Here is a 19,420-nt window from a genome sequence, read left to right as displayed (position 1 = left end):
GTACCGCCCTGTAATTTCCTGTCCGCCGGTGGTTATTATCTTGTCATATCGTATATGATGACCGACACAGCACGGTTCCATCCTGCAAGAACCCGTCGCCGCGCACCGATTTCAAGATAGAACGATGGGAAAGATACATACACATTATGACAACCTGAAAGTGGCGCGCCTGGCGCCGCAGGAAGTCATACGTGCCGCGTATAAAGCCCTCAGCCAGAAATACCACCCCGACAAGAATCCCGGCGACGAAAAGGCCGCCCGCATCATGGCCATCCTTAACAGCGCCTATGGCACCTTGTCCGATCCGCAACGCCGCAAGGAACACGACGAATGGATCGCCGCCGAGGAGTGGGAAATCGAATGGCTGGAAAGCACCCACCACGAAGAAGGCAAGAGCCGCGATGGCCGCGCGAAAGGCCATGCCCAATCGCATGAGCACACCTGCGCGCAGGATGTGCCGCCGCCGAAGGGCAAGCCGCGGAGTGGGGCGCTGCCCATCTGGCGCAACTGGCGCTGGTGGCTGAGTTTGCTTGTCTGCCTGCTGCTGGGCTGGCTGGGCGCCTTGCTGATGCTCGATACCTCGCCGCCCGTGCCTGCCGCGCTGGCGTCGGCATGGAGCGGGCTGGCCCGCGATGGCGCCAGGGTGCACCCGGACACGGCAACGGCGGAGAGCGCAGCCACGCCGCCGGCAAAAAACGAGGCGGTGGCTATCGATAGCTGGGCCGTGGGCAAGCCGTATGCGGCCGAGCCCGCGCAAGCGAAGGCGCCCGAGATCCGCGTGCTGGCCGTGGCGCAGCTGAGCCTGAAAGCCAGCCGGCCCGCCTGCGATGGCGCCAGCCAGGCCGAGTCGGCGGGGCTGGTGGCGCCGAATGGCGAGCCTTGGCCGGCGCGGTCCGGCTATGTTGATGGCTTCCCGATCGGCAACAAGGGCGATGAACTGAGTTTGACCATCGATAACAGCAGCAACACGGCGCCCGTCTTCGTCAAGCTGTATGACCAGGAGCGGCGCTCGAATGTACGCTACCTGTATATCCTGGCCAATGACAAGCTGACCGTGGAGCAGCTCAGCGCGGGCAAATATGAAGTGCGCTACCAGGCCGTCGGGCCAGGCCAGGACAATTGCGGCGGCACTACGCGCAGCGGCGCCTCGATACCGGCGCCGGCGCCTGCCGCGGGAGAGGGTGGTACGCAGAATCCTGTTGTAAGCAGCATCTAATCTGATTATGCTTGATATGCGTCAACGCAGCGTCCACATCGAACTTATCCCTTAGGAGTATCCATGACCGACCTCAAAGCCGATGCAGATGATAACTGGCTGCTCGACGAAGATGAGCCGGTGGCCAGTCCAGCCGGGTTGGCCGCGCCCGACCAGCGCCTGTGGCGTGTGCTGATCGTCGATGACGACGTCGATGTGCATGCGGTCACGCGGCTGGCGCTGCGCAATGTCAGCTTCAAGGGTCGCGAACTGGAACTGTTTTCCGCCTACAGCGGCCGCGAGGGGTACGAGATCCTGCGCGACACGCCCGATATCGCGCTGGTGCTGCTCGACGTGGTGATGGAAACGGATGACGCCGGCCTGATCCTCGCCAAGCGCATCCGCGCCGACCTGAACAACTCCATCGTGCGCGTCGTGCTGCGCACGGGCCAGCCGGGCCAGGCGCCCGAGCAGCGCGTCATCATCGAATACGACATCAACGATTACAAGGCCAAGACGGAGCTGACGACGCAAAAGCTGTTTACCACCGTTATCTCGGCCTTGCGTGCCTACGAGAGCCTGATGATGCTCGAGCGCAGCCGCATCGGCCTGGGCAAGATCCTCGCCGGCGCCACCAATCTGTACCAGATCCATTCGCTGCGCGAATTCGCTTCCGGTGTGCTCAACCAGGTCAGCGCCATCCTCGACGTGGGTGCCGACGGCGTGCTGTGCCTGATGCAGGGCGGCGCCGGGCGGCCCGAGGTGGTCGCTGCCACGGGCACCTACGCCGTGCTGGCCGAGGCGGAAGCCATGCCGGCCGACCACGCGCTCACGCCCACCATCGACAAGGCGTTCGCGGAAAAACGCAGCCAGTTCGAGCATCCGGCCAATGTGCTGTTCATCCACACGGAAGGCAACCGCGAGCTGGCCATTTCCGTCACGCCGCCGTGGCCGCTGGCGCAGATCCAGCGCGACTTGCTGGAAGTGTTTTGCCAGCGCATCGCCGCCGCCTTCGACAATCTGTACATGTTCGGCCAGCTGCGCAAGGCGCAGGAAGCGACCGTTGTGGCGCTGGCCGACCTGGCCGAGTTCCGCGACAGCGACACGGGCGGCCACGTGCGGCGCGTGCAGCAGCTGTCCGACGCCATCGCCCTGCGCATCCAGCAGCGCGGGGTGTATGCCGACGAGCTCACGCCGCAGCTGCTCGACATGATCGGCCTGGCCAGCATCCTGCACGACGTGGGCAAGGTGGCCACGCCGGACGCCGTGCTGCTCAAGCCGGGCCGGCATACGGACGAGGAGCGGGTGCAGATGCAGCTGCACGCCAGCGTCGGGCGCACCATCCTCGAGCGGGCCGCCAACATGGTCGACGGCGTCAGCTACCTCACGTATGGCGCGCAGATCGCCGGCGGCCACCATGAACATTTCGACGGCGCCGGCTATCCGAACGGCCTGAAGGGACGCGACATTCCCTTGGCCGCGCGCATCGTTGCCGTGGTCGACGTCTTCGATGCCTTGCTGCATGAGCGGCCGTACAAGGAGCCGTGGCCGTATCCGCAGGTGCGCGAATACATCGAACAGCGCAGCGGCAGCCAGTTCGATCCGGAAGTGGTGGCGGCGCTGCTGGATCTGATCGACAACGAGCCGCAACTGTGGCATCCGGAGCGCGCCACCGCTTGAGCAGCAACTTCGTTGGCGCTTTTCGGCACGGCCCCATTCCCTTGCGCGCGGCGCCGTCATATACTCGGCAGCCTCATGCTGGCCGGCGCCACGCACCGGTGTGGCGCGCCGCGGAGTTTTCGGACATCACGACATGAAAGAACTCAAGGGCCTTAGCGCACTGATCATCGAGCCGCATCCGGGCATGCGCGCCAGCCTGCACAATATGCTCAACCTGTGCGGCCTGGCGAAGATCGACGACGCGGCCAGCTCGGGCCAGGCGATCCGCATGCTGGGCAGCAAATCGTATGATCTGATCCTGTGCGAATACGACCTCGGCGGCGGGCAGGATGGCCAGCAGATGCTGGAAGACTTGCGCCACCATAAATTGATGCACGCGTCGACCATGTTCTTCATGGTCACGGGCGAAGGCAGCTTCGCCAAGGTGGTCAGCGCCGTCGAGCTGTTGCCCACCGATTACATCCTCAAGCCATTTACCGCTGACAACATGCTCGAGCGCATAGCCCGCGCGCTCGACAAGCGCAATGCCTTCGTGCCCGTGTACGAACTGATCGACGTGGGCAATGAGCGCGCGGCGATCGCCGCCTGCACCGAGGGCGCCAGCCTGTACCCCCGTTACGCCACGGATTTCCTGCGCCTGCACGCGGAGCTGCATTTGCTGCTGGGCGAGGCGGCCGATGCCGAACCGATCTACACAGCCTTATACGAAAGCAAGTCCATCGGCTGGGCGCGCCTGGGGCAGGCCAAGACGCAGTTCCTGCTGGGCGAGTACGAAGCGGCGCAGGGCACCCTGGAAGGGCTGCTGGAAAACAACAAGCGTTTTCTCGACGCCTATGACTGGCTGGCGCGCACGCATATGGCGCAAGGCAAGCCGGAACTGGCGCAGGCGGCCTTGAGCGAAGCGGTGGCCCTGTCGCCGCATGCCGTGCGCCGCTTGCGCCGCCTGGGCGAGGCGGCCCTGGCGGCCGACGATATCGACATGGCGGAAAAATCCCTGAAACTGGTGGTCAGCAAGGCCAAATATTCGGAATTCCGCGATCCGGAAGACCATGTGCGCCTGGTGCAGACCCTGGTGCGCAAGGGCGATCCCTTGCAGGCGGGCGCCGTGATCCGCGACCTCGACAAATCGATGGGCGGGCAAAAGAATGCGGAACTGTGCAGCGCCCTGTGCAGCGCCATGCTGCATGCGCATACGGGCAACGAGGAGCGCCTGCAGCAATCACTCGATGCGGCCCTGGCTGCCAACCGGCACAGCGTGGGCAGCTCGAATACGCTGAAAACGGAGCTGGCGCGCCACTGCCTGGCGCACGGCCGCGAAGACGGCGCGGCCGAGGTGATGCGCGAAGTCATGCGCAATGCGCCCGACAGCGCCGCCATGACGCGCGCCATGGCCGTGTTCGAACAGGCGGGGCGCGAGGAACTGGCCAAGGCATTGGCGCGGCAAAGCCGCCAGGAAGTGGCCGACATGGTGGCGGCCGGGGCAGCCCGTGCGGGCGAGGGCGATTTCCGCGGCGCCGTCGATCTGATGGGCGAGGCCGTCACGCGCCTGCCCGACAATCCGCAGGTGGTCTTCAATGCGGCCGTGGCCGTGCTGAAATGCCTGGAGCACGAGGGCTGGGATGAGCGCATGGGGTAGCAGGCGCTGACCTTTATCGCCGGCGTGCGCCGTCTGGACCCGCGCAATCCCAAATTGCCCGTGCTGTCGGGCCTGCATCAGCAGTTGTTGCGTAAATACAAGCCCTTGGGCAATGCCTGGATGCATCCGCCTGACGCAAGGTAAGCGGGGAAATGCGGGGCAAATGACGGGAAAATGCGGCTTGCCGGCAGGGGCGATAAAAAAAATACGAAAAAAGCTGACTTTTTCGCGCCAATCCTTGCACTTTCTCAAATCGGGAGCTTATAATCACGCCCCGAAGCAGCCAACTTCTTCTTTATACGCAAATGCAGCAGTCAGGCATCAGTAAATAAGGTTGACAGTTGTGAGTAGATGCTTCATACTCTGCGGTTCCCGCGGAGGGGTGGCCGAGTGGTTAAAGGCGACAGACTGTAAATCTGTTCTCTATGAGTACGCTGGTTCGAATCCAGCCCCCTCCACCAAGTTTTTGCAAGGAAAACTGGGTAGTAGCAAAAAGCAAGTGAAGATAAAGTGAACGATACCTCGCGGGTGTAGCTCAATGGTAGAGCAGAAGCCTTCCAAGCTTACGACGAGGGTTCGATTCCCTTCACCCGCTCCAGTTTCCGTTCAGATGCTTGATGCATCGCATGCAACAAATTACAGCCCTTGTAGCTCAGTGGTAGAGCACTCCCTTGGTAAGGGAGAGGCCACGTGTTCGATCCACGTCAAGGGCACCAGAATTCGCAGCAGGCAGCACAGAAGCAATTCAAACCAGACCGTCGGGCGTGTGCCTGAGCAATCTAATCAAATCATTAGGAGTTCAAAATGGCAAAAGGTAAATTCGAACGGACCAAGCCGCACGTCAACGTCGGCACCATCGGCCACGTCGACCACGGTAAAACCACGCTGACCGCTGCAATCGCAACGGTTCTGTCGAAGAAATTCGGCGGCGAAGCTAAAGCATACGACCAGATCGATGCAGCACCAGAAGAAAAAGCGCGCGGTATTACGATTAACACCGCCCACGTCGAGTACGAAACGGAAACGCGTCACTACGCGCACGTTGACTGCCCAGGCCACGCCGATTACATCAAAAACATGATTACCGGTGCAGCCCAGATGGACGGCGCGATCCTGGTGTGCTCCGCAGCTGACGGCCCAATGCCACAGACCCGCGAACACATCCTGCTGGCCCGCCAAGTTGGCGTTCCATACATCATCGTGTTCCTGAACAAGTGCGACCTGGTCGACGACGCAGAGCTGCTGGAGCTGGTTGAAATGGAAGTGCGCGAGCTGTTGTCGAAGTACGAATTCCCAGGCGACGACCTGCCAATCATCAAAGGTTCGGCACGTATGGCGCTGGAAGGCAAAGAAGGCGAAATGGGCGTGGACGCAGTGCTGCGTCTGGCCGATGCGCTGGATGCTTACATCCCAACGCCAGAGCGCGCTGTTGACGGTGCTTTCCTGATGCCAGTGGAAGACGTGTTCTCGATCTCGGGTCGCGGTACCGTTGTGACCGGTCGTATCGAGCGCGGCATTGTCAAAGTCGGCGAAGAGATCGAAATCGTCGGTATCACCGATACCGTCAAAACGACTTGCACCGGCGTGGAAATGTTCCGCAAGCTGCTGGACCAAGGTCAAGCTGGCGACAACGTTGGTCTGCTGCTGCGCGGCACCAAGCGTGAAGACGTGCAACGTGGTCAAGTTCTGGCCAAGCCAGGCTCGATCAAGCCGCATGCGCACTTCACCGGCGAGATCTATGTTCTGTCGAAAGACGAAGGCGGCCGTCATACGCCATTCTTCAACAACTATCGTCCACAGTTCTACTTCCGTACGACGGACGTAACCGGTTCGATCGAGTTGCCAGCAGACAAAGAAATGGTCATGCCAGGCGATAACGTGTCGATCACCGTCAAGCTGATCAACCCGATCGCGATGGAAGAAGGCCTGCGCTTCGCTATCCGTGAAGGCGGCCGTACCGTCGGCGCCGGCGTGGTTGCAAAAATCATCGCATAAGGAAATGTTATGCTTCCACCCGGGGCGTCCTGGGTGGTAGAATAGCACTCCTCGAAAGTTTTACGTAGGGACGTAGCTCAATTGGCAGAGCGTCGGTCTCCAAAACCGAAGGTTGGGGGTTCGATGCCCTCCGTCCCTGCCACCGTCAAGGTGCAGGGCACCGAAAGTAGAAAAATGTCAAATCAATCCGTGCAAACCGTTAGCACGTCGAGTGACAAGATAAAAGTCGCGCTGGCAATAGTAGCTGCGATTGCAGGAGTAGTCGGGTTTTATTACCTGGCAGGCCAACCAGCTCTGGTGCGTGCAAGCGCGCTTGTGGCTGGTTTGGTTATTGCTGTTGCGCTCTTGTATGTCTCGACGACCGGCCGTGAATTTCTCAATTTCGCCAAAGAAGCTGTGCGCGAAACCAAGAAAGTCGTTTGGCCTACCCGCAAAGAAGCCACGCAGATTACTGCGATCGTGTTTGCCTTTGTGCTGGTCATGGCGATTTTCCTGTGGGGCACGGATAAATTGCTCGAGTTTTTGTTGTATGACGTAATTCTGGGTTGGAAAAAATAATGAGCGAAAATGTGCATGATGAAGCGGCGGAAGAGTCCGTTCCGGGCGACGCTCCGGCAGCGGATACTGGTGCAGCGCTGAGCGTGCCAGTGAGCAGCAAGCGCTGGTATGTCGTGCATGCTTATTCCGGCATGGAAAAAAGCGTCATGCGCGCACTGACCGAGCGCATCGAGCGCGCGGGCATGCAAGACCAGTTCGGCCAGATCCTGGTGCCGATCGAAGAAGTTGTCGAAGTCAAGAATGGCGTGAAGTCCGTCACCGAACGTCGTTTCTATCCTGGCTATGTGCTGGTTGAAATGGAAATGACGGACGAGAGCTGGCACTTGGTCAAGAACACCAGCAAGGTTACCGGCTTCATTGGTGGCAAGTCGAACAAGCCGACGCCGATCTCCGCGCGCGAAATCGACGGCATCATGAAGCAGATGCAGGAAGGCGTAGAAAAGCCCCGTCCGAAAACCTTGTACGAGGTGGGCGAGCAGGTACGCATCAAGGATGGTCCGTTCACCGATTTCAACGGCAATGTCGAAGAAGTCAATTACGAGAAATCCAAAGTGCGCGTCTCGGTCACCATCTTCGGCCGCGCTACCCCGGTAGAGCTCGAATTCGGCCAGGTCGAAAAAGTTTAAGGCGGTTCACAAAGCCGTAGCGAGCGGATGTGAGTTGTGGCTGAGAAGCGGAGCTGTGCAAATGCACAGTGAGCATCGGAAGCCGCAAATCGCGCCGCGCAGTAGGTTTGAAAGCGCCACCAGGAGCGTTGCGGTAGTAACAGCAAAATCCGGTCAGAGGAGCCCCGCCAGGGTAGGATCGGCGGGGCGCTACTACTCAATCCAAGATAGGAGCCATCATGGCAAAGAAAATCATTGGTTTTATCAAGCTGCAAGTGCCAGCTGGTAAAGCAAACCCATCCCCACCAATCGGTCCAGCTCTGGGTCAACGCGGTCTGAACATCATGGAATTCTGCAAAGCGTTCAACGCGCAGACCCAAGGTATGGAACCAGGCATGCCGATCCCAGTCGTGATCACCGCGTTTGCGGACAAGTCCTTCACCTTCGTGATGAAGACGCCTCCAGCAACCTACCTGATCAAAAAAGCTGCTGCGATCACCAAAGGTTCGCCGAAGCCACATACCGACAAAGTCGGTACGCTGACCCGCGCACAAGCTGAAGAAATCGCTAAATTGAAAACCCCTGATCTGACCGCTGCCGACATGGATGCTGCTGTACGCACCATCGCTGGTTCCGCTCGTTCGATTGGTATCACGGTGGAAGGTGTTGTATAATGGCTAAGTTATCCAAACGTATCAAGGCTTTGAAAGCCAAAGTCGACCGTACCAAAGTGTACGCTTTCGACAACGCTGTCGCTCTGATCAAAGAGTGCGCAACGGCCAAGTTCAATGAATCGATCGACGTATCGGTACAACTGGGTGTTGATCCTAAGAAATCCGACCAAGTGGTGCGCGGCTCTGTCGTGCTGCCAGCTGGTACCGGCAAAACCGTACGCGTGGCAGTCTTCGCGTCGGGCGAAAAAGCGGAAGCTGCCAAAGCAGCTGGCGCCGACATCGTTGGTATGGAAGACCTGGCTGAGCAGATCAAAGCCGGCGACATGCCTTTCGACATCGTTATCGCTTCGCCAGATACCATGCGTATCGTTGGTACCCTGGGTCAGATCCTGGGCCCACGCGGCATGATGCCTAACCCGAAAGTCGGCACTGTTACTCCTGACGTCGCTACCGCCGTGAAAAACGCGAAAGCCGGTCAAGTTCAGTACCGTACCGACAAATCCGGTATCATCCACGCTACCATCGGCCGTAAATCGTTCGCTGACGCAGATCTGAAGTCGAATCTGGTCGCACTGATCGACGCACTGAACAAAGCCAAGCCAGCATCGAGCAAAGGCGTGTACCTGCGCAAAGTTTCGTTGTCGTCGACCATGGGCGCTGGCGTCCGTGTTGACCAGGCTAGCCTGGCAGCTTAAGTAACAGAATCAAGTCCTGTAGCGCCTTCGGGCGCTGCGGGCGCATCTTTGGGCTGCCTGCCTGGTGTTCACATCAGGCAGGCAGACAATCAAAGACCGTTGGGCCGACTGCGATTGCACATGCAGAAGGTTAATAGGCTTGCCGGTAACGGCAAGTGCCCAACGCAGATGGTGTACCCGAACAAGTTTTGTAGTCCTCATGCTGCGTGAATCCATCCGCTCAGTTTAGTACTTCTTGACTTCGGACGCCGTGTTCGAACCGATGCAAGGCGCTCAACCACTCGGTTGTGATTGCCGAACATCATTTAAGGAGGTTGACCGTGAGTCTCAATCTGAATGACAAAAAGGCCGTCGTCGCCGAAGTTTCCGCACAAGTAGCAAATGCGCAAACGATCGTCGTGGCCGAATATCGTGGCATCCAGGTTGGTCACTTGACGCAACTGCGTGCTAAAGCGCGTGCCCAAGGCGTGTACCTGCGTGTGTTGAAAAACACTCTGGCTCGTCGCTCCGTTGAAGGTACCGCATTCGCCAGCCTGGCAGATGCCATGACCGGCCCGTTGATCTACTCGATCTCGGCCGATGCCGTTGCAGCAGCTAAAGTCATCGCTGACTTCGCTAAAACCAACGACAAACTGGTCATCAAAGCAGGTAACTACGCAGGCAAGCCGCTGGATACAGCTGCTGTCACCGCGTTGGCGAGCATTCCTAGCCGTGAAGTCCTCATTTCGCAGTTGTTGGGCGTTATGCTGGCTCCGGTTTCGGGCTTTGCACGTGGTCTGGCTGCCCTGGCAGCGAAAAAAGGCGAAGGCGCCGAAGCTCCTGCAGAAGCAGCAGCAGAAGAAGCCCCAGCAGCCGCTTAATTGCGCGCGCTTTTTTCTCTCAGTACCAATCTGATGTAACTAACGTAATAAATTTAGGAGTTTCAAAATGGCAATTAGCAAAGACGATATCCTGGAAGCAGTTAGCGCCATGTCCGTAATGGACCTGAACGACCTGGTTAAAGCATTCGAAGAAAAATTCGGCGTGTCCGCAGCAGCAATGGCTTCGGCCGGTCCTGCAGCAGGCCCAGCAGCAGCTGCTGAAGAGCAAACCGAGTTCAACGTTGTGCTGGACACCTTCGGCGCAAACAAAGTTGGCGTCATTAAAGCAGTTCGCGAAATCACCGGCCTGGGCTTGAAAGAAGCTAAAGACCTGGTCGATGGCGCACCAAAAACTGTGAAAGAAGCAGTGTCGAAAGCTGACGCTGAAGCTGCAGTGAAGAAACTGGTTGAAGCCGGCGCAACCGCTTCGATGAAGTAATATCTGTACCGGCGGCAGTTAGCGCCCGAGTCAAAGTCTGAGGTTTCCCCTCGCAAGGGGGGAAATCCGACTTTGGCTCCTTTGTCGTCTGCATCGTATTTGTCATGTAGTTGTAGCAGCAGTTTTTATTCGATTCAAGCCGGAAAGCAGAGCCTTGAGGTTTCGTCTGTGTCACACGCAGCGGTGCAAACGAACACTTGCAAAACCTGAATTTTCTATCCTTTCTGTCACTCACGGAGTGTCCATGCACTACTCATTTACTGAGAAGAAACGCATTCGCAAATCATTCGCGAAGCGCGCCAACGTTCACCACGTTCCGTTCCTGCTGGCGACCCAGCTCGAGTCTTATCATAGCTTCTTGCAAGAGGACATAGCACCGTCCGGCCGCAAGAATGATGGCCTGCAGTCGGCTTTCACCTCGATTTTCCCTATCGTGTCGCACAATGGTTTTGCGCGTCTCGAATTCTTGTCGTACGTTCTGGGCGATCCTGCCTTTGACGTCAAAGAATGTCAACAACGTGGCCTGACGTTCGCGTCGCCGCTGCGCGCGAAAGTGCGCCTGGTGATCCTGGACAAGGAATCGCCAACCAAGCCCGTCGTCAAAGAGATGAAGGAACAGGAAGTCTACATGGGCGAATTGCCGCTCATGACGACCACCGGTTCGTTCGTGATCAACGGCACGGAGCGGGTGATCGTTTCCCAGCTGCACCGTTCGCCTGGCGTGTTCTTCGAGCATGACCGCGGCAAGACCCACTCGTCCGGTAAACTGCTGTTCTCCGCGCGTATCATTCCTTACCGCGGTTCGTGGCTGGACTTCGAGTTCGACCCGAAAGACATCCTGTTCTTCCGCGTCGACCGCCGCCGCAAGATGCCAGTAACGATCCTGCTTAAAGCCATCGGCATGTCGCACGAGCAAATCCTGGCGAACTTCTTCGTCTTCGACAATTTCAACCTGCGCTCCGAAGGCGCGGAGATGGAATTCGTCTCCGAGCGTCTGCGCGGCGAAGTGGCGCGTTTCGACATCGTCGACAAGTCGGGCAAGACCCTGGTGCTGAAAGACAAGCGTATCAACGCGAAACACGTGCGTGATATCGAAGCTGCCGGCATCAAGCACATTTCCGTACCGGAAGACTACCTGCTGGGCCGCGTATTGGCGAAGAACATCGTCGATGCCGACACCGGTGAAGTCGTCGCTTCCGCGAACGATGAGCTGACCGAAGATCTGTTGGGCCGCCTGCGCGACGCCAACATTTCCGAAATCCAGACCTTGTACACGAACGACCTGGATCAGGGCGCCTACATCTCGCAAACCCTGCGTATCGACGACACCGCCGACCAGATGGCTGCGAAAGTGGCGATCTACCGCATGATGCGTCCAGGCGAGCCGCCAACGGAAGATTCCGTTGAAGCGTTGTTCAATGGCCTGTTCTACAACTCGGACCGCTACGACCTGTCGGCCGTGGGCCGCATGAAGTTCAACCGCCGCATTGGCCGCGATGAACTGACCGGCGCCATGACGCTGTCGAACGAAGACGTGCTGGCCGTGATCAAGATCCTGGTGGAACTGCGCAATGGCCGTGGCGAAGTCGACGATATCGATCACCTGGGTAACCGTCGCGTACGTTGCGTGGGCGAACTGGCCGAGAATCAATTCCGCGCCGGCCTGGTGCGTGTTGAGCGCGCCGTCAAGGAACGCCTCGGCCAAGCCGAAGCGGACAACCTGATGCCGCACGACCTGATCAACTCGAAGCCGATTTCGGCTGCGATTCGCGAGTTCTTCGGTTCGTCCCAGCTGTCGCAGTTTATGGACCAAACCAATCCTCTGTCGGAAATTACCCACAAGCGCCGCGTATCGGCTCTGGGACCCGGCGGTCTGACACGCGAACGCGCCGGCTTTGAAGTGCGCGACGTGCATCCGACCCACTACGGCCGCGTCTGCCCGATCGAGACACCGGAAGGTCCGAACATTGGTCTGATCAACTCGCTGGCTCTGTACGCCCGCCTGAATGAATACGGCTTCCTGGAAACCCCGTACCGCAAGGTCGAAGGCTCCAAGATTACCGATCAGATCGACTACCTGTCCGCCATCGAAGAAGGCCGCTACATCATCGCTCAGGCGAATGCGACCATCAACGACGCCGGCATGCTGTCCGATGAACTGGTCTCGGCCCGTGAAGCCGGCGAAACCATCCTGGTCTCCCCGGAGCGCATCCAGTACATGGACGTGGCGCCAGGCCAGATCGTTTCCGTCGCTGCCTCGCTGATTCCGTTCCTCGAACACGATGATGCAAACCGTGCATTGATGGGCGCCAACATGCAACGCCAGGCTGTACCTTGCTTGCGTCCGGAAAAAGCGCTGGTCGGTACCGGTATCGAACGCACCGTTGCGGTCGACTCGGGCACCACTGTGCAAGCGCTGCGTGGCGGTATCGTCGATTACATCGATGCGGGCCGTGTCGTGATTCGCGTCAATGATGACGAAGCGCAAGCTGGTGAAGTCGGCGTCGACATCTACAACCTGATCAAGTACACCCGTTCGAACCAGAACACCAACATCAACCAGCGTCCTATCGTGCAAGTGGGCGACCGTGTTGCCAAGCGCGACGTGATCGCCGACGGCGCATCGACCGACCTGGGTGAGTTGGCGCTGGGCCAGAACATGACCGTGGCCTTCATGCCATGGAATGGTCTGAACTTCGAAGATTCGATCCTGATCTCGGAAAACGTCGTCAAGGACGACCGCTACACCTCGATTCACATCGAAGAGTTGTCGGTGGTGGCCCGTGATACGAAACTGGGCGCGGAAGAAATTACGCGCGACATCTCGAACCTGGCTGAAAATCAGCTGGCACGTCTGGATGAGTCCGGTATCGTCTACATCGGCGCTGAAGTCCAAGCGGGCGACACCCTGGTCGGTAAAGTGACGCCGAAAGGCGAAACCCAGCTGACCCCGGAAGAGAAGCTGCTGCGCGCGATTTTCGGCGAAAAAGCCTCGGACGTGAAAGACACGTCGCTGCGCGTGCCTTCGGGCATGATCGGTACCGTGATCGACGTGCAAGTCTTCACCCGTGAAGGCATCGTGCGCGACAAGCGTGCCCAGCAAATTATCGATGACGAACTGAAACGCTTCCGTCTGGATTTGAACGACCAGATGCGTATCGTGGAAGGCGATGCCTTCCAGCGTCTGGAAAAAATGCTGATCGGCAAAGTCGTCAACGGCGGCCCGAAAAAGCTGGCCAAAGGCGCCAAGATCACCAAGGAATACCTGGCCGATCTGGACAAATACCACTGGTTCGATATCCGCCCTGCGGACGACGATGCTGCGGTAGCGCTGGAAGCGATCAAGGAGTCGATCAACGAGAAGCGTCACCAGTTCGATCTGGCCTTCGAAGAGAAGCGCAAGAAACTGACGCAAGGCGATGAGCTGCAACCAGGCGTGCAAAAAATGGTCAAGGTCTACCTGGCCGTGAAACGCCGCCTGCAGTCGGGCGACAAGATGGCAGGTCGCCACGGTAACAAGGGTGTGGTTTCCCGTATTGTTCCTGTGGAAGACATGCCATACATGGCCGACGGCACGCCAGCCGACGTTGTGCTGAACCCGCTGGGCGTTCCTTCGCGGATGAACGTTGGTCAGATCCTCGAGACTCACTTGGGCTGGGCTGCCAAGGGTCTGGGTATCCGCATCGGCGAAATGCTGAAGGCGCAAACCAAGGTCGAGCAAGTGCGCAAGTACCTGACGACGATCTACAACGACAATGGCCGCGCGGAAGATCTGAACGACTTCGACGACGAAGAGATCATGAAGCTGGCGGAAAACCTGAAAAAAGGTGTTCCATTCGCCACGCCAGTGTTCGACGGCGCCAATGAAGAAGAGATCCGCCGCATGCTGGACCTGGCGTATCCGGACGACATCGCCAAGAACCTGGGCATGACCGCTTCGAAAAACCAGGTGACCATGTATGACGGTCGCACCGGTGAAGCGTTCGAGCGCAAGGTCACTGTCGGCGTCATGCACATGCTGAAACTGCATCACTTGGTCGATGACAAGATGCATGCGCGTTCGACCGGTCCTTACTCGCTGGTGACGCAACAGCCACTGGGCGGTAAAGCCCAGTTCGGTGGTCAGCGTTTCGGTGAGATGGAAGTCTGGGCACTGGAAGCGTATGGCGCGTCGTATGTCTTGCAAGAGATGTTGACGGTCAAGTCCGATGACGTGAATGGCCGTACCAAAGTGTACGAGAACCTCGTCAAGGGCGACCACGTGATCGACGCCGGCATGCCGGAATCGTTTAACGTGCTGGTCAAGGAAATCCGTTCGCTGGGTATCGATATCGACCTCGAACGCAACTAAACGACAGCACCCTGTCATTTGGTTTGGGAAACACAAAGCCCGGCTGGGAAACCACGCCGGGCAATGTAGTCTCAGGAATATAGAAATTTAATCACCTCTGGAGTGATACATGAAAGCACTGCTCGATCTATTCAAGCAAGTACAGACCAACGAGACCTTCGATGCAATCAAGATCGGTCTCGCTTCGCCTGAGAAAATCCGTTCGTGGTCCTACGGCGAAGTCAAGAAGCCGGAAACCATCAACTACCGTACCTTCAAGCCTGAGCGCGACGGCCTGTTCTGCGCCAAGATCTTTGGCCCGATCAAGGATTACGAATGCCTGTGCGGCAAGTACAAGCGCCTGAAACACCGCGGCGTGATCTGCGAAAAGTGCGGCGTCGAAGTCACCTTGGCCAAGGTGCGCCGCGAGCGCATGGGCCACATCGAGCTGGCCTCGCCGACCGCGCACATCTGGTTCCTGAAGTCGCTGCCGTCGCGTCTGGGCATGGTCCTGGACATGACCCTGCGGGACATCGAACGCGTGCTGTACTTTGAAGCATACGTCGTGACCGATCCAGGCATGACTCCGCTGAAAAAGTGCCAGATCATGTCGGAAGACGACTACGCCGCCAAGTACGAAGAGTACGGCGACGACTTCACCGCCTTCATGGGCGCCGAAGGTATCCGTGAACTGCTGCGCTCGATCGACATCCACCGCGATGCCGAAACCCTGCGCGTGGAACTGAAGGAATCGAAATCCGAAGCCAAGATCAAGAAATACGCGAAGCGCCTGAAAGTGCTGGAAGCGTTCCAACGTTCGGGCATCAAGCCTGACTGGATGATCATGGAAGTGCTGCCAGTGCTGCCGCCGGAGCTGCGTCCGCTGGTACCGCTGGACGGTGGCCGTTTCGCGACTTCGGATCTGAACGATCTGTATCGCCGCGTCATCAACCGTAACAACCGCCTGAAACGCCTGATGGAGCTGCGCGCTCCAGAGATCATCACGCGCAACGAAAAGCGCATGCTGCAAGAAGCGGTCGATTCGCTGCTGGACAACGGCCGTCGCGGCAAAGCGATGACCGGCGCCAACAAGCGTCCGCTGAAGTCCTTGGCCGAGATGATCAAGGGCAAGGGCGGCCGTTTCCGTCAAAACTTGCTGGGCAAACGCGTCGATTACTCCGGTCGTTCGGTCATCGTCGTGGGCCCGCAATTGAAACTGCATCAGTGCGGCTTGCCGAAACTGATGGCACTGGAACTGTTCAAGCCATTCATTTTCAATAAACTGGAACTGATGGGTCTGGCGACCACGATCAAGGCCGCTAAAAAGCTGGTCGAGATCCAGGAACCGGTCGTGTGGGACATTTTGGAAGACGTGATCCGGGAACATCCGATCATGTTGAACCGCGCACCGACCTTGCACCGTCTGGGTATCCAGGCCTTCGAACCAGTCCTGATTGAAGGCAAGGCCATCCAGCTGCACCCGCTCGTCTGCGCCGCATTCAACGCCGACTTTGACGGTGACCAAATGGCGGTCCACGTTCCTCTGTCGATCGAAGCGCAGATGGAAGCACGCACCTTGATGCTGGCATCGAACAACATCCTGTTCCCATCGAACGGCGAACCATCGATCGTTCCTTCCCAGGATATCGTGCTGGGTCTGTACTACGCGACCCGCGAAGCGATCAATGCGAAGAACGAAGGGATGATGTTCCCTGACGTGTCGGAAGTGATCCGCGCCTACGACAACAAGGAAGTCGAACTGACGACCCGCGTCACCGTGCGTATTACCGAATACCCGAAAAACGCCGAAACGGGCGAATTCGAGAAAACGGTAACGCGTTACGAAACGACGATCGGCCGTGCGATCCTGTCGGAAATTCTGCCGAAAGGCCTGCCGTTCTCCGTCTTGAACCGCGCGCTGAAAAAGAAAGAAATTTCCAAGCTGATCAACACGTCGTTCCGCAAGTGCGGCCTGCGCGCCACCGTGGTGTTCGCAGACAAACTGATGCAATCGGGTTTCCGCCTGGCGACACGCGCCGGTATCTCGATCTGCGTCGACGACATGCTGGTACCGCCTCAAAAAGTTACCCTGATCGCGACGGCCGAGTCGGAAGTCAAGCAGATCGAACAGCAATACGCCTCGGGTCTCGTGACCGCCGGCGAGCGTTACAACAAGGTCGTCGATATCTGGGGCAAAACCTCGGATGAAGTCGGCAAGGCCATGATGGACCAGCTCAAAGTCGAAGACGTGATCCGCCGCGACGGCACCAAGTCGACGCAAGAATCGTTCAACGCCATTTACATGATGGCCGACTCCGGCGCGCGCGGTTCCGCAGCCCAGATTCGTCAGTTGGCCGGTATGCGTGGTCTGATGGCCAAACCGGATGGCTCGATTATCGAAACGCCGATTACCGCGAACTTCCGCGAAGGTCTGAACGTTTTGCAGTACTTCATTTCGACCCACGGTGCGCGTAAAGGTCTGGCCGATACGGCGCTGAAAACGGCGAACTCCGGTTACCTGACGCGTCGTCTGGTTGACGTGACGCAAGACTTGGTGGTGATCGAGGACGATTGCGGCACCATGAACGGCGCCGTCATGAAGGCACTGGTCGAAGGTGGTGAAGTCATCGAACCGTTGCGTGACCGTATCCTCGGCCGCGTGGTGGTGCATGACGTCGTCAATCCTGAAACCCAGGAAACGCTGTACGAAGCCGGCACCCTGATGGACGAAGACATGGTCGAAGAGATCGAGCGTCTGTCCATCGATGAAGTCAAGGTCCGCACGCCACTGACTTGCGACACGCGCTTCGGCCTGTGCGCCAAGTGCTATGGCCGCGACCTGGGCCGCGGCATGCTGGTCAACGCCGGCGAAGCCGTCGGTGTGGTGGCAGCGCAGTCGATTGGTGAACCTGGTACCCAGCTGACCATGCGTACGTTCCACATTGGTGGTGCGGCATCGCGTGCGGCAGTGGCATCGTCGGTGGAAGCCAAGTCGAACGGTACCATCCGCTTCACGGCAACCATGCGTTACGTGACGAACGGCAAGGGCGCGCAAATCGTCATTTCCCGTTCCGGTGAAGTGCTGATTACCGACGACCACGGCCGTGAGCGTGAGCGTCATAAAGTACCGTACGGTGCGACCCTGATCGTCAAGGACGGCATGGTCATCAAGGCCGGTACGGCCCTGGCAACGTGGGATCCGCTGACCCGTCCGATCATTACCGAATACGCCGGTCAAGTGCGTTTCGAGAACGTCGAAGAAGGCGTCACCGTCGCCCGTCAGGTCGACGAAGTGACCGGTCTGTCCACCCTGGTGGCGATCGATGCGAAACGCCGCGGTTCGCTGACCAAGACCCTGCGTCCGCAAGTCAAGCTGATCAACGATGCGAACGAAGAAGTCAAGATCGCCGGCACCGAACACTCGGTGGCGATCGGCTTCCAGGTCGGCGCGCTGATCATGGTCAAGGACGGTCAACAGGTATCGGTGGGTGAAGTGCTGGCACGTATTCCTACCGAATCGCAAAAAACGCGCGATATTACCGGTGGTCTGCCACGCGTTGCGGAACTGTTCGAAGCGCGCTCGCCGAAAGACGCCGGTATGCTGGCGGAAGTCACGGGTACGGTTGCGTTCGGTAAAGAAACCAAGGGCAAGCAGCGTCTGGAAATCACGGACATGGACGGCAACAAGCATGAGTTCTTGATCACCAAGGACAAGCAAGTGCTGGTGCATGACGGCCAAGTCGTGAACAAGGGCGAGATGATCGTGGACGGCCCGGCCGATCCGCAAGACATCCTGCGTCTGCTGGGTATCGAAGCGCTGGCACGTTACATCGTTGACGAAGTGCAGGACGTGTACCGTCTGCAAGGCGTGAAGATCAATGACAAGCACATCGAAGTGATCGTGCGTCAGATGCTGCGCCGCGTACAGATCGTCAATGCCGGCGACACCAACTACATCGTTGGCGAGCAGGTAGAGCGTTCGGAACTGCTGGACGAGAACGATCGCATGGCCGTTGAGAACAAGATTCCAGCGACTTACGAAAACGTCTTGTTGGGTATTACCAAGGCATCGCTGTCGACCGATTCGTTCATCTCGGCTGCATCGTTCCAGGAAACCACCCGCGTGCTGACCGAAGCGGCGATCATGGGCAAGCGCGATGGTCTGCGCGGCCTGAAAGAGAACGTCATCGTCGGCCGTCTGATTCCTGGCGGTACGGGCCTGGCCTTCCACCGCGCACGCAAAGAGAAAGAAGCGTGGGAAGTGGAAGAGCGTCAAGCACTGCTGCTGGCCGAGAAAGCCTCGATGGCTGGCGAAGCTGCCGAAGCGCTGCAGGACATCGAGACCCAGCAACACCACGGCGACGAAGCGTAATCTGCGCTGCTAGCTGACAAGAACGGCACTTTCGAGTGCCGTTTTTTATGCCCGTTGCGCGGCCTTCCACGATGCATGCAAAGAGAAAGAAGCGTGGGAAGTGGAAGAGCGTCAAGCGCTGCTGCTGGCCGATAAAACCACGCTGGCCGGTGCAGCCACCGAAGATCTGCTAGAAAATCGAGACCCAGCAACACCACGGCGACGAAGCGTAATCTGCGTTGCTAGCTGACAAGAACGGCACTTTCGAGTGCCGTTTTTTTATGCCCGTTGCGCGGCCTTCCACGATGCATGCAAAGAGAAAGAAGCGTGGGAAGTGGAAGAGCGTCAAGCGCTGCTGCTGGCCGATAAAACCACGCTGGCCGGTGCAGCCACCGAAGATCT

12 protein-coding genes and 4 tRNA genes are annotated in these 19,420 nt (G+C 58.4%); all 16 read left to right on the top strand.

What is annotated here, in order from left to right; translation table 11 throughout:
- Window positions 1–124 precede the first annotated feature (124 nt).
- Window positions 125–1,216 (top strand): J domain-containing protein, encoded by a 1,092-nt coding sequence (locus tag CSQ95_RS00080; RefSeq protein WP_099408012.1) that lies wholly within the window; start codon window positions 125–127, stop codon window positions 1,214–1,216.
- Between the two features lie 63 nt (window positions 1,217–1,279).
- Window positions 1,280–2,875 carry a DUF3369 domain-containing protein gene (locus tag CSQ95_RS00075; RefSeq protein ID WP_070220797.1) on the top strand — a complete coding sequence of 532 codons (1,596 nt, stop codon included), beginning with the start codon at window positions 1,280–1,282 and terminating at the stop codon, window positions 2,873–2,875.
- A 133-nt stretch (window positions 2,876–3,008) separates the two neighbouring features.
- The gene (locus CSQ95_RS00070) at window positions 3,009–4,511 is read left to right on the top strand and encodes a tetratricopeptide repeat-containing response regulator (protein WP_257217897.1); all 1,503 of its coding nucleotides are present in this window, start codon (window positions 3,009–3,011) and stop codon (window positions 4,509–4,511) included.
- A gap of 376 nt (window positions 4,512–4,887) precedes the next feature.
- A tRNA-Tyr gene (locus tag CSQ95_RS00065) sits at window positions 4,888–4,972 on the top strand.
- Window positions 4,973–5,035: 63 nt separating this feature from the next.
- Window positions 5,036–5,109 (top strand) — tRNA-Gly (locus CSQ95_RS00060).
- Window positions 5,110–5,152: 43 nt separating this feature from the next.
- A tRNA-Thr gene (locus CSQ95_RS00055) sits at window positions 5,153–5,227 on the top strand.
- An 88-nt stretch (window positions 5,228–5,315) separates the two neighbouring features.
- A complete protein-coding gene (gene tuf, locus CSQ95_RS00050) occupies window positions 5,316–6,506 on the top strand; it encodes an elongation factor Tu (RefSeq protein WP_077398776.1) in 1,191 nt (396 codons plus the stop codon).
- A 66-nt stretch (window positions 6,507–6,572) separates the two neighbouring features.
- Window positions 6,573–6,648, top strand: a tRNA-Trp gene (locus CSQ95_RS00045).
- Window positions 6,649–6,680: 32 nt separating this feature from the next.
- Window positions 6,681–7,064 (top strand): preprotein translocase subunit SecE, encoded by a 384-nt coding sequence (gene secE / locus CSQ95_RS00040; RefSeq protein WP_010394308.1) that lies wholly within the window; start codon window positions 6,681–6,683, stop codon window positions 7,062–7,064.
- Entirely contained in the window at window positions 7,064–7,690 is a 627-nt protein-coding gene (nusG, locus tag CSQ95_RS00035) for a transcription termination/antitermination protein NusG (RefSeq protein ID WP_070223388.1), read from the top strand. Before secE ends, nusG begins: the two co-directional genes overlap by 1 nt.
- 218 nt (window positions 7,691–7,908) lie before the next feature.
- Window positions 7,909–8,343 (top strand): 50S ribosomal protein L11, encoded by a 435-nt coding sequence (gene rplK, locus CSQ95_RS00030; protein WP_034783246.1) that lies wholly within the window; start codon window positions 7,909–7,911, stop codon window positions 8,341–8,343.
- Window positions 8,343–9,038: a 50S ribosomal protein L1 gene (gene rplA, locus CSQ95_RS00025; RefSeq protein ID WP_034753134.1), complete on the top strand. Its 696-nt coding sequence runs from the start codon at window positions 8,343–8,345 to the stop codon at window positions 9,036–9,038. The genes rplK and rplA overlap by 1 nt, the downstream gene beginning before the upstream one ends.
- 320 nt (window positions 9,039–9,358) lie before the next feature.
- Complete coding sequence (gene rplJ, locus CSQ95_RS00020; protein WP_034753621.1) at window positions 9,359–9,898, top strand: 50S ribosomal protein L10; 540 nt, start codon at window positions 9,359–9,361, stop codon at window positions 9,896–9,898.
- Window positions 9,899–9,965: 67 nt separating this feature from the next.
- Window positions 9,966–10,337, top strand: coding sequence for a 50S ribosomal protein L7/L12 (rplL, locus tag CSQ95_RS00015; protein WP_070223390.1), 372 nt, complete (start codon window positions 9,966–9,968; stop codon window positions 10,335–10,337).
- A 244-nt stretch (window positions 10,338–10,581) separates the two neighbouring features.
- Window positions 10,582–14,688: a DNA-directed RNA polymerase subunit beta gene (gene rpoB / locus CSQ95_RS00010; RefSeq protein WP_099408011.1), complete on the top strand. Its 4,107-nt coding sequence runs from the start codon at window positions 10,582–10,584 to the stop codon at window positions 14,686–14,688.
- 109 nt (window positions 14,689–14,797) lie between these two features.
- Complete coding sequence (gene rpoC, locus CSQ95_RS00005; RefSeq protein WP_034753138.1) at window positions 14,798–19,039, top strand: DNA-directed RNA polymerase subunit beta'; 4,242 nt, start codon at window positions 14,798–14,800, stop codon at window positions 19,037–19,039.
- Window positions 19,040–19,420 lie beyond the last annotated feature (381 nt).

Origin of the sequence: Janthinobacterium sp. BJB304, assembly GCF_002735765.1 — a bacterium.
Lineage (GTDB): Bacteria > Pseudomonadota > Gammaproteobacteria > Burkholderiales > Burkholderiaceae_D > Janthinobacterium.
This window is presented reverse-complemented; position numbering and strand designations above follow the sequence as displayed.